This window comes from Enorma massiliensis phI, assembly GCF_000311845.1.
Lineage (GTDB): Bacteria > Actinomycetota > Coriobacteriia > Coriobacteriales > Coriobacteriaceae > Enorma > Enorma massiliensis.
On sequence record NZ_HE978574.1, the window covers coordinates 1,304,698 to 1,316,441 of the forward strand.

At 59.7% G+C, this 11,744-nt stretch carries 9 protein-coding genes and 1 pseudogene; 2 read left to right on the forward strand and 8 right to left on the reverse strand.

Annotated elements, in window-relative coordinates; genetic code table 11:
- Positions 1-166 precede the first annotated feature (166 nt).
- The 7 genes and pseudogenes from HGEM_RS05535 to HGEM_RS05565 all read right to left on the reverse strand — a co-directional run bounded on the left by HGEM_RS05535 (position 167) and on the right by HGEM_RS05565 (position 7,176).
- Positions 167-1,042 (reverse strand): hypothetical protein, encoded by an 876-nt coding sequence (locus tag HGEM_RS05535; protein WP_035100723.1) that lies wholly within the window; start codon positions 1,040-1,042, stop codon positions 167-169.
- Complete coding sequence (locus HGEM_RS05540) at positions 1,039-1,569, reverse strand: RNA polymerase sigma factor (protein WP_087186953.1); 531 nt, start codon at positions 1,567-1,569, stop codon at positions 1,039-1,041. Before HGEM_RS05540 ends, HGEM_RS05535 begins: the two co-directional genes overlap by 4 nt.
- 285 nt (positions 1,570-1,854) lie before the next feature.
- Positions 1,855-3,759, reverse strand: a complete 1,905-nt coding sequence (ftsH, locus tag HGEM_RS05545) for an ATP-dependent zinc metalloprotease FtsH (RefSeq protein WP_195891237.1) — start codon at positions 3,757-3,759, stop codon at positions 1,855-1,857.
- Positions 3,760-3,999: 240 nt separating this feature from the next.
- The gene (locus tag HGEM_RS05550) at positions 4,000-4,905 is read right to left on the reverse strand and encodes a TrmH family RNA methyltransferase (RefSeq protein ID WP_019128427.1); all 906 of its coding nucleotides are present in this window, start codon (positions 4,903-4,905) and stop codon (positions 4,000-4,002) included.
- Between the two features lie 97 nt (positions 4,906-5,002).
- A pseudogene (locus HGEM_RS05555) lies at positions 5,003-5,509 on the reverse strand (dihydrofolate reductase); the annotation flags it as partial.
- Positions 5,499-6,347: a thymidylate synthase gene (thyA, locus tag HGEM_RS05560; RefSeq protein WP_019128429.1), complete on the reverse strand. Its 849-nt coding sequence runs from the start codon at positions 6,345-6,347 to the stop codon at positions 5,499-5,501. The gene thyA and the pseudogene HGEM_RS05555, both read right to left, overlap by 11 nt.
- A gap of 142 nt (positions 6,348-6,489) precedes the next feature.
- Positions 6,490-7,176, reverse strand: coding sequence for a YitT family protein (locus HGEM_RS05565; protein ID WP_051008443.1), 687 nt, complete (start codon positions 7,174-7,176; stop codon positions 6,490-6,492).
- A 94-nt stretch (positions 7,177-7,270) separates the two neighbouring features.
- Here HGEM_RS05565 and HGEM_RS05570 point away from each other — a divergent pair, with 94 nt between their 5' ends.
- Positions 7,271-8,140, forward strand: coding sequence for a MerR family transcriptional regulator (locus HGEM_RS05570; protein ID WP_019128431.1), 870 nt, complete (start codon positions 7,271-7,273; stop codon positions 8,138-8,140).
- 325 nt (positions 8,141-8,465) lie between these two features.
- Here the strand turns inward: HGEM_RS05570 and ffh are convergent, their stop codons facing one another.
- On the reverse strand, positions 8,466-9,959 hold the full coding sequence (ffh, locus tag HGEM_RS05575) for a signal recognition particle protein (RefSeq protein ID WP_019128432.1): 1,494 nt from the start codon (positions 9,957-9,959) through the stop codon (positions 8,466-8,468).
- A gap of 397 nt (positions 9,960-10,356) precedes the next feature.
- Between ffh and HGEM_RS05580 the strand changes: the two genes are divergently transcribed.
- On the forward strand, positions 10,357-11,721 hold the full coding sequence (locus HGEM_RS05580; RefSeq protein WP_230197225.1) for a prolyl oligopeptidase family serine peptidase: 1,365 nt from the start codon (positions 10,357-10,359) through the stop codon (positions 11,719-11,721).
- Positions 11,722-11,744: the final 23 nt, after the last annotated feature.

The window sequence follows — 11,744 nt, forward strand, 5'->3', positions numbered from 1 at the left end:
GCCTTTCTACTCGCAACGTATGCCCTCATGATACCCAAAAGTGCGCACTCCGCTGCAAAGCGGCTGCCGCGGGCCAGTGCGCACGACAGCCGCCGGAGTACACGGTATGCATCATGCACGCGATGAGTCGACGCACGCATGAAACCGCCTAGACCTTCGTGTAGCGCTATGCAACTTCGCGCATGGTAAAGAGCGGCTCCCCGAGCTGCTGCTCTTCATCCGACTCCGCCTGTGCCTGGAGCTCTTGGTAGCGTTCCGCGATGTTCTCAACCGGTTGGATCTCATACGTGTGCGAGCTGGTGTTGCCCTCCGCGTCGGTTGCCTCGATCTCGATACGCGTACCGGCGATCTTTTGCGCGGCAAGCGCGTTAATCACGTAGAGGTCGCGTAAGGGGTCGTCCGTTGCGGCATCGACTTCGTCTTCCGGAATCACTACATCAAGGCTGTACGTACCCTCGATAGAGGAATCGCTCAGGGTGAACGTCTTGACGTCTTGGAATTCCGTGAGCTCGCCGTTGGTAGAAACGCTCCCGCGACTCTGCAGGAACCTAAACGTCGCATCGCCCTCAACGATGGAATACGTTATATCGCGAAACTCAGCATCGACGAGGGACAGATCCATATTCAGGTGCACCGAATAGCTGCGGTCGTCACCCTGATCCCAATCTACCGATGTTCCAAATGATGCCGGCAGAAGCACCGAACCGTCGGCTTGCTCGACACCCTGTGCATAGGCTGCGAGCACCGGGCCATCAATCGCAGCGGCACCGCCCGTGCGCCCGCTCCCCACCATGTTGCCGCTAACGACACCCGCAACCAGCACGACCGCCGCAACTGCCGCAGCTGCGAGCACGGCGCGCCGCGCCACAACACCTGCAGAGGGAAGCACCCCGTGGCGATGCATCACCACATGCTCGCTCGCGCTAACACGCGCCGCCGAGCGCTCGCGCTGCAATGCTTCCTGCAGTCGCTCTTGCCCCATCGATGTTGGGCCCACTTGTTTCATCTGCGTAATATACGAGGCAAACCCCTGTTGCTTCATCGTATTACTCCTGTCTGCTGAGAAAAGGACGGAACATCCGCGCTTTGCTGCTCACACTGCGCAACCATCATCTGCCTGAGCCGCGTCCGCGCCCGCCGTAACCGCACGCGCACCGCAACTTGCGTGCACGAAAGCGCCTCGGCAATCTCTGGGATTGAAAGCTCCTCGACGTATCGAAGATGCAGCACAGAGCGATCCGATTCCTTGAGCGCATCCATTGCGCGCCATACAGGGTGCTCCATCAGCAATTCAACCGCTTCGTCTTGCGTAACAGTTGAGCCCATATCGGGCTCGTCCACGACCTCGACACGTCGATGCCACGCCTGCCTTGCAAGATCGCGGCACTGGTTGATGGTTACGCGAAGTAGCCAGGCGCGCAGGTGATCGCTATCGCGAAACGGCACCTGCGAGCGCATAAGCTTGATGAACACATCCTGCATAACATCCTGCGCATCCGCCGTGCTCCGCGTTTGGCTCAGCGCCAGCCGGTACACGGCTCCTTGATGTGCTGCAATTGCCTCGTCCATGAACTCCTCGCTTCGGAGCTCGTTATTTGATTCCCGCACATCAATCACCTCCCTACCCTATACACGTATGAGGGCATGGGTTTGTTACCGCATGGTACGAATTGAAAAATTGTCGTAATAATTGTAGGTTTTGCGTCTTGTTTTTCGATAATACCTACGACAATTTCTCAGCACCTAGTGCGAGGGCATGCCTCACGAAAGCGCATGGCATGATGCCTCGACATGCAACGGCCCGCACCAGAACAATCCGGTGCGGGCCGTAGCAAAGAAGCGATATGTGAATGCTTATGCCGTGGGTTTCGGCGGCATGAGCGGGTTCTCGCGCTTCAGGAGCGTCATGAACTCGTCGCCGGTAATGGTCTCCTTCTTATAGAGGTAGCGAGCGAGCTCGTGCAGCTTGAACTTGTTCTCCTTCAAGATCTGCATGGCGCGCGTGTGCGCGGCCTCGATGAGCTTGCGCACGTCCTCGTCCACGCGCTCGGCGGTGCCCGGCGCGCAGGTGAGCGAAGTATCCTGGTTGAGATACGCGTTCTGGACGGTGCCGAGCGCCATCATGCCGAACTCCTCGGACATACCGAAGCGCGTGATCATGTTGCGCGCGAGCTTCGTAGCCTGCTCGATGTCGTTAGCGGCACCGGTGGTCATCTCGCCAAAGATAAGCTCCTCGGCCGCGCGACCACCGCAATACACGGCAAGCTTGTCGAGCGCCTCCTGACGCGTGGTGAGGAACTTCTCGTCCTCCTCCACCTGCATAGTGTAGCCGAGCGCGCCCGAAGTGCGCGGCACGATGGTGATCTTGGTGACCGGCGCGCCCTCCTTCATGTTGGCCGCAACGATAGCGTGACCGATCTCGTGGTACGAGACGACCTGCTTCTCGTGGTCCGAAAGCACGGTGGACTTGCGCTGCTGGCCCGCGATGACAACCTCGACCGATTCCTCGAAGTCCTCCTGCGTGGCGCGGTTGCGCCCCTGGCGCACGGCGCGAAGCGCACCCTCGTTGATGATGTTGGCGAGGTCTGCGCCCGAGGCACCGGGCGTGGCGCGCGCGATGGCCGAGAGGTCGATCGGCGGCTGGACCTTCACATCCTTGGCATGGAGCTCGAGGATGGACTTACGGCCGGCCAGATCGGGAAGCTCGACGGGGATGCGCCGGTCAAAGCGGCCGGGGCGCAGAAGCGCCGGGTCGAGCGAGTCGGGGCGGTTCGTGGCGGCGAGCACCACGATGCCCTTGTGGTTATCGAAGCCGTCCATCTCGGTGAGGAGCTGGTTCAAGGTCTGCTCGCGCTCGTCGTTGGTCGAGAGGCCCTGGTCGCGCCGCTTACCCACGGCATCGATCTCGTCGATGAAGACGATGCAGGGCGCCTTCTCGTTCGCCTGCTTGAAGAGGTCGCGCACCTTGGCGGCGCCGCGGCCAACGAACATCTCGACGAACTCGGAGCCCGAGATGCTGAAGAACGGAACGCCCGCCTCGCCGGCAACTGCCTTGGCGAGGAGCGTCTTACCGGTACCTGGAGGGCCTACGAGCAGGGCGCCGCGCGGCAGGCGCGCACCGATGTCCTCGTAGCGCTTGGGGTTCTCAAGGAAGTCGACGACCTCCTTGAGCGACTCCTTGGCCTCCTCCTGGCCCGCGACGTCCTTGAACGTGACGCCCACGTCCTTCGAAGCCACGATGCGCGCGCCGCTCTTGCCGAGGCCGCCGCCCATGCCGCCGCCGAAGCCGCCGGAACCGAAGTTCATCGACGGGCCGTCGTCGCCCATGGCCTTCTTCATGCGGCGGTTAAGCCACCAGCCAATGAAGGCAAAGATGAGCAACGGCAGCACGAGCGTCATGAGGTAGTAGGTCCAGATGCTCGAGTCGTTATTGGGAATGATGACTTCAAGCGTTGCACCAGCATCAACGATACGGTCGGTGAGGCCCGAGTCGTTCGGCATGACGGTACACTGATAGGCAACGTTGTCCTCGCCGCCCTTGAGCGTGTAGAGCGCCGAGTAATCGCCATCGGTGTATTGGACCGATTCGACCTTCTTTTCCTCGAGGTCATCGATGAATTGGCTATAGCTCACATCGTTGATCTGAACCTGCTTCGCCATGTTAGGGAACAGCAGGGTGTTGAGCACAAGGTACACGACGAGGGCTATAAGCACGTAAAGGATCATATTCCGTCTACGCTTATGGTCGTCCATCTCCATAGGGCTACTCCGTTTCTTTGGGGCATATGCTGTGCATGATACCCCCTGCAGAGGACCCCTAAACGGACGAGCTTGATGCTCGGTGAAATCTAGTCGGCGGATGCCTTCGGGTAAATATCGGACACCGAGTTTTTCAGGCAAGAAATCTCAGAATTGGCAATTTAGCGCCCCGCTTTTCTTCGATTCCTTGCCTGAATACCAAACAGAACGCTTGGCCCGCACCGCGTCGCGCCGACGAGCTCAGCCGTATATACCGTGCTGGTAGTGATAGCTATTCGATGCATGGGGGCAGAGCTGCCAGAAGGCGACGGCCGAGGCGGCGGCAACGTTGAGCGAATCCACCCCACGGGCCATGGGAATGCGAACGGTGAGGTCGGCGCCAGCGATCGTGCGGGCAGAGAGACCGTCGCCCTCGGTACCCATGAAGAGCGCCAAGCGCTCGATCTCGCCAAGAGAGGGGTCATCGAGCGAGCGAGAGTCGTCGGAGAGCGCCATGGCGGCGCAGGCGAAGCCCGCATCATGGAGCGTGGCGAGGCCGTCCTCAGGCCACGCGCGCGCCACAGACCCGAGCCTCGTCCACGGAACCTGGAAGACCGTCCCCATGGAGACGCGCACAGCGCGCCGGTACAGTGGATCGCAGCAGGTCGGGCTCACGAGGATGCCATCGACGTTGAGCGCCGCGGCACTGCGGAAGATCGCCCCGACGTTTGTATGGTCCACGATCCCCTCGAGTACGCACACGCGCACCGGGCGGCCCTCCGCATGGTTGACGATGCGGTCGAGGAACGCCCCCGCTTCGAGCATGGGCGGGCGCCGGAACGCCGCAAGGGCACCGCGCGTCACGTTGAAACCGGTGAGCTCCTCCATGAGGTCCATCGGCGAGATGAACGCAGGGACATCGAGCTCCGGGCGCGCGGCAGTAAGATCGTCGAAGAGCGGGACGAACTGATCGAGCCAGCGCTCCCCCATGAGGAAGCTCACCGGCTCCAGTCCGGCTGCGAGCGCCCGCTCGATCACCTTGGCGCTCTCTGCGATGAAGATCCCCTTCTCCGGCTCGAGCACGCTCCTCAGCTGACGCTCGGTCAGGCGCGTATAGGCATTGAGCCGCTGATCGGCAAGGGTATCGATACGGATAACCTCGACCATGCTAGCTCACCAGATGGTCGATGACGGTAGAGCCGAGATCGAGGACGACGTCAAACCACGTGCCGCCGGAGCCCTCGTCGCTCTTTCCGGATTCCTGCCGCTCATAGGTCACGAATTCGAAAGCGACGCCCACATCACCCTCGCCCTGCTGGACCACGTATCCACCGTTCGTTGCGGAAACGCGCCAGGCGGGGTCATCGTCGAGGTTCGGGAAAAATGCGTCCGCAGCATGCGTGACGTGATTCTTCGTCACCACAACCTCTGCGCACAAGGGCAGGAGCTGCCGGTACACCTCGGCCCCGCCGATGACCCAGGCCTCGTCCTCGTTCGCCACGGCGCCGAGCGCCTCGTCGATGGAATGAACGACCTCCACGCCCTCGCGGGCGAACGACGCGTCGCGCGTGAGCACGATGTTGCGTCGGTCCTTGAGCGGGCGGCCGCCCGGGAAGCTCTCCAGGGTCTTGCGTCCCATGATGACGGCATGGCCCTTCGTGCAACGCACGAAATGACGCATGTCGGCACGGTTCGCCACGAGCATGTCACCGTCGCGGCCGATGCCCCAGTCGTCACACACCGCCACGATCGCCTTGAGTCTACACTGCAATGGGGATTCCCTTCACCTGCGGGCCGGTCTGGTAGTTCTCGACGATAAGGTCGTCGGTCGTGAAATCATAGAAGTTCGTAACCTCGGGGTTCAGGCGCACCGTCGGCGCAGGGAACTGCGGCCTCCCGATGAGCTCCCGCACGATATCGACGTGCCGGTCGTAGATGTGCGCGTCCACGATCACGTGCAGAAGCTCGCCCGCGATCATGTCGACGGATTGCGCCACCATCATGAGCAAGATGGCGTACTGGCACACGTTCCAGTTGTTCGCCGCAAGGATGTCCTGGCTGCGCTGCATGAGCACCATGTTGAGCGTGGGGCGCTCGTCGCCTTCGGCATGCGTGACGTTATAGGTGACGCTGTAGGCGCAGGGGTAGAGGTGCATCTCGGAAAGGTCGGCGAAGGTATACATGTTCGTCATGATGCGCCGCGAGTACGGCGTGTGCGTGAGGTCGTAGAGCACGCGATCCATCTGATCGAAGTCGCCCTCGGGATAGTGCGACTTCTGCGCGATCTGGTAGCCATACGCCTTGCCGATGGAGCCGGTCTCGTCGGCCCACTCATCCCAAATGTGTGAGTTGAGGTCGTGGATGTTGTTCGATTTACGCTGGTAGATCCAGAGAATCTCATCCATCGCGCTCTTGAGCGCCGTGCGCCGCAGCGTGAGGGCCGGGAATTCCTCGCGCAGGTCGTAACGAGCGGTCACCCCGAAGTTCTTGATGGTGTAGGCCGGCGTCCCGTCTTCCCAATGGGGCCGCACTTTCTGCCCCTCAGTTGTGGTGCCGTGGTCCAAGATATCCGTGCACATCCGCACGAAAAGCTGATCTGCCTTGCTCATGCGCATCCTTACGACTCGTCCAAAACGTCCACTTTATTGTACGCAATGCGGAGCATGTCCACGAAAGATGCGCTGCGTGGAGCTATCTCCATAGGGACGAGACCGGATGGGGCGCCGCACAAGCACGGCCGACTACCGTGGTCTAGGCCTCGAGCGCCATCTCCTGAGGGGCTTCTTCGACTTCGGACCCATCTTTCCGACCGAACCCGACCACGAAATCGATGAGCGGGGACGAGATGAAGACCGTGATGAGCGAGAAGACGATTTTGCTCAACGGAATATAGGAAAGCGAAAGCAGGAGCACCGACAGGTCCGTGAACAGGTAGCACCGCGAAAGCTTGAGCCCGAACACCTTATGGATCGAGAGCGCGAGCGCATCGTCTCCACCGGCCGACGCGTTGCAACGCACGACGAGCCCAGCACCTACACCCACGAAGACGCCGCCCGCGATAGACGCGAGCAACGGAAACGCAGAGAGATCGGGAAACAGGTGCGGCAGGCTTTCCCACAACGCATAGAACAGGGCGAGGAGCACGCTCGATACGGCCGACCATCCGAGGAACCCCGCTCCCAGCACGAAGAAGCCGACGGTATAGCACACGGCGTCGAGAATGGGGGACGCGATGGAGGCGTCGATACCAAACCAATGGTTGAGTAACAGAATCCCGCCGAGCACACCGCCCTCGGTGATGCCGACGACCTGATGGATGTTGTGCATCCCGAAGGTAAGGATGCCGCATCCAAGCGCGATCGTCGCGAACCGGCGGACCGTCGCCCAACTGCAAAGCGCGCCCACGCGCCGTCCGATTTCTTCCCTACTCAACTGCATGGTTTTCAATTCCCTCTGAAACGCTCGCTTGATAACGGCCCACACGATAAACTCTGGTAACGTACCAGGGTCAAGAAAGGGTCCGTGATACGCCATGAAATCTGCACAACCAAAACGCTATTACACCATCAGCGAGATCTCCCGCCTCTTTGGAATCGGCATCGATTCACTCAGATATTACGAACGGCTCGGGGTCGTGACCCCGCAACGCGGCTCCAACGGCTACCGCCTGTATGACCTCGATGACATATACAAACTATCGCTCATCAAGGATTTACGTCGACTCGATGTCCCTATGAAGCAGATTAAGGAACACTTGGACCATCAAACGCTCAAGGGAACGCTTGGCCTGCTTGAGCAGGAACATCATCTGCTCAGCGAGCGCATCGAGCAACTCGAAGCGGACCGAGCGTCCGTTCTTGCCCACATTAATGAGCTGCAATCGGCGCTCGCGAGGCCCGTCGACAAGGTTGAGCTACTTGAAAAACCGTACAGGCACTGCGTCCAGCTCTCCGCACGCATCGAACGGGATGCCGAGATGGACCTCCTTATCCAGCGCCTGCACCGACAGTACGAACACATACTCCCCCACCTAGGCATGCTCGAGATAGGAGGCGCGCTTTCGGTCGAAGACCTCGATGCGGGCAGGGCGAATGTCTATCATTCGGTGTTTTTCGTTCTCGAGGGTCTTGAGGATGACGAGGATGCCCCGTGCGACTTCATGCTGGAAGGTGGCACCTACCTCGTCATGCGTTACCGAGGCCCCTATGAGCAGAACGGAGCAATCTACGAGCAGCTCTTGTCCTATGCCGCTCTGCACCGTCTTGAGATTGCGGGCCCGCCGTATGAGTTCTACGAGATAGACAATCGAGATACCGCAGATCCAGCAGAATTCCTCTCGCGCATTGAAATGAGGGTTGACGGTCCCGCTGTTGGGCATTCCATCTCTGGAAACGAAGCATAAGAGGGCCCTTGAGGCACTCACTTCATCTGCAATTGCAACTTTTGGGCACTCCAAGCCACTGCGCGTAAGTAGCCAGGCAGGCAACAGAATTAAAACCGCAGGTCAGGATGCCGGTGTCCTTCATGCAAAAGCGGCTCTACTCGTCGTTCGCTCGTTCAAGTGCCCAAAAGTTGAAACCGGGTTTCGCTCCGGAGAGGTAATCAGCGCTTTCTCCAGAAAAGGGGCCCGCGCAAAGCCCCTCTGGGCATAATCCGCAACGCAAAAGGCCCGGATTGCCGGGCCTTCCACTGAATAAGAAAAAGAAGATGCGAACCACCTGAATCGATTAGAACTTCTTGCCCTTCATCTGCTGCTCCATAGCGCGAAGCATATCCATGTCGGCGTTGCCGGAGCTGCCGCCCATGCCGGCAAACGGGTTGCCGCCCATGCCGCCGAGCGCACCCATGTTGCCCATTCCAGGAATGCCGGGCATGCGCATCTTCTTGCCGCGCTTGCCTTTCTTCCCCTTCTTGCCGCCCTGAGCCTGTTGGGCCATCGTGCGCATCTTACCCATCATCTTGTTCATCTCGCCCCACTGCTTCATGAGGTTGTTCACGTCGGCGGGGGTGGTGCCGGAACCGCGGGCGATGCGCGCGCGACGCTGCCCGTTGATGATCGAGGGCTTCACGCGCTCCTGCTTCGTCATTGACTGGATCATTGCCTCGATCTTGTCGAAGACCGAGTCATCGATGTTGCCGCCCATTTGGTTGAGCATGCGTTGGCCGCCCGGAAGCATGCCGAGAATGGACTTCATGCCACCCATCTTCTTGAGCATGCGCATCTGCTCGAGCATGTCGTTCATGGTGAAGCCGTCGCGCAGCATGCGCTCAGCGGCCTCGAGCTGCTCGGCATTGGCGGCCTCCTGGGCCTTTTCGATAATGCCAACGACGTCGCCCATGCCAAGGATTCGCTTGGCCATGCGGTCGGGGCTGAAGACCTCGAGGGAATCGGGCTTCTCGCCCATCGAGACGAACTTGATCGGCTTGCCGGTTACCGCGCGCACGGAGAGGGCGCCGCCGCCGCGAGCGTCGCCGTCGAGCTTGGAGATGATCACGCCATCGAAATCGGTGCGCTCAGCGAAGGTGGAGACGACGTTGACGATGTCCTGGCCGGTCATGGCATCGACGACCATGAGCACCTGGTCGGGCTTCACGGCGCGCTTGATGTCGACGGCCTCCTGCATCATCTGCTCGTCGATCTGCAGGCGGCCGGCGGTGTCGACGATCACCACGTCGCGCATCTTATCGACGGCCTCGCGCACCGCGCCTTGGGCGATCTCGATGGGATGGGCGCCGTCGCCGCGGAACACCGGCACGCCGATCTCGCCGCCGAGCGTGGCGAGCTGGTCGGCGGCTGCGGGGCGGTAGACGTCGCACGCGGCGAGCAGCGGGCTCTTACCCTGCTTCTTGAGCAAGTAGGCGAGCTTCACGGCAGCAGTCGTCTTACCGGAGCCCTGCAGGCCTACAAGCATGATGACGTTGGGGATTCGGCTCGAAAGCACGAGCTTGCTCTCCGTGGACCCAAGGAGCTCGACGAGCTCATCGAGCACGATCTTCACGACGTTCTGCGCCGGGGTGAGCGAATCCATGACCTCGGCCGTGAGGCAGCGCTCCTTCGTGGCGGCAACGAAGTCCTTCACGACCTTGAAGTTGACGTCGGCCTCGAGGAGCGCCATGCGGATGTCGCGCATCGCGCTCGTGATGTCGGCCTCGGTGAGCTTGCCCTTGCCGCGCAGGCGATCAAAGGTATCGTTGAGGCGGTCGGAGAGGTTGTTGAACATGGGGGCTCCTATCGGCTCTCGACGCTCCGAGTGGGCTGCATGTCTGGACACCTCACTACCCAGACAGTCCTCGCCGCTCCGCGGCTGCGGAACTCGCGATGAGCTGTGCAGGCATGCAGCCCTGCGCAGAAATCCGTACTCGTGGCGGGTACTCAAACGGCTTAATTGTACCGCAGGGGGTGACGATGGAACCGTTCCTGATCCACATTTTGGTGAGGCGGGCAAGCCCTCGCAATCTTTCGGAACACACATCTCGTTATATCTCATGCCAGCATTACCGCTTGCCATGTTTAATCATCCGTTCACCGGTCATATAGAAAAGACTGGTATTAAGATTCAAGACAACGTATGCATACGATTAATAATCAAGGAGGTCTTCAGACTCAAGGAGGCACACATGCCCTCAATCTCACGCAGGTCGTTTATCGCAACAGGAGCGGCTGGCATGACCTTGGCTTTCGCCGGTTGTTCGTCTGACGCTGCGACAGGTTCGCAGGAGACTCCCTCGAGCAACGTGGGCGCAACCCAATTAATCGTCGTCGAAGGTTTTGATTGGGGTCCAAACGTCACGAAAACCGTGATCGATTTTGGTAACGAAATCGACCCTGAGACGATAAGCGCTGCTGCATTTACCGTCTCTGATCGCCGACAGGATTATGTCGATGATCCCGATGCTGCAGATGGCGTCGGCATCGTGGAACACGATCGAACGGTTTCCGATGCCTACCCCAGCGATGAAAAGGGCAATAAGGTCGAGGAGGGTTCCCGCTATGTCACTCTGGATATGACAGTCGGACCTTCGGATGGCAACTGTCAGATTTGGCTCGACTCGAAGAGCATGAATTTCTGGAGCGATCCCTATGAGCTTAACATTGCGCTCAGCGATGACGCCGCCCTCGCGTTTGCTGATGGCACACCGGTAGAGACGCTTGAAGTCTCGACCGAAGGGCTCATCGATTCAATGTACTGCCCGGTCATGGATCTTTTCACGTCTGAGTCCTTCGAAGCAAGCGACGGAACAGCGCTCACCTACGCTTCCTTCGAACCCGAAGCGGATGATCTAAAGCACCCGCTCGTCATTTGGCTCCACGGCGCAGGCGGCGGTGGCACCGATGTGAGGATGGCAGTCTATGACACCAAGTGCACATCGCTCGTTCAAAATGACTTCCAGGAAAGCATGGGCGGCGCATACATCCTCATTCCGCAATGCAATGGCTTCTGGCTCCAATATGAAGGGATGGGCGACGCTGACGTACTCGATAATCCCGGCACCGACTCGATCTGGAAGCCTGCAGTCCTGGAACTCATTGATACCTATGTGGAGGAGCATCCCGATATCGACCCTGGCCGCATCCTAGTAGGCGGTTGCTCGAACGGTGGTTACCTCACGCTCGACCTCGTTTTCGAGCGCCCAGACTATTTCGCTGCCGCCTTCCCCATCAGTGAGGCATACAGGGATTCTGGAATCTCTGACGAAATGATTGAATCGATCAAGGATCTCCCGATGTGGTTCGTCTATACGCACGCGGACATCGTGGTCGACCCAACCGTCTACGAGGACCCGACAATCGAGCGGCTTAATTCAGTCGGAGCGTCAGACCTGCACGTCTCGGTCTACGACGACGCAACGATTCTCGATGGAGAATTCGCTGGGTATACCTTTGAACAAGGACACGAGGCATGGATCTATTTCTTCAACGATCAGTGCACCGATGAAGACGGACTGGATATGTGGGACTGGCTCGCAAGTACTGCCAAGTAAGTGCACGCAATCCTAGCGCTGGG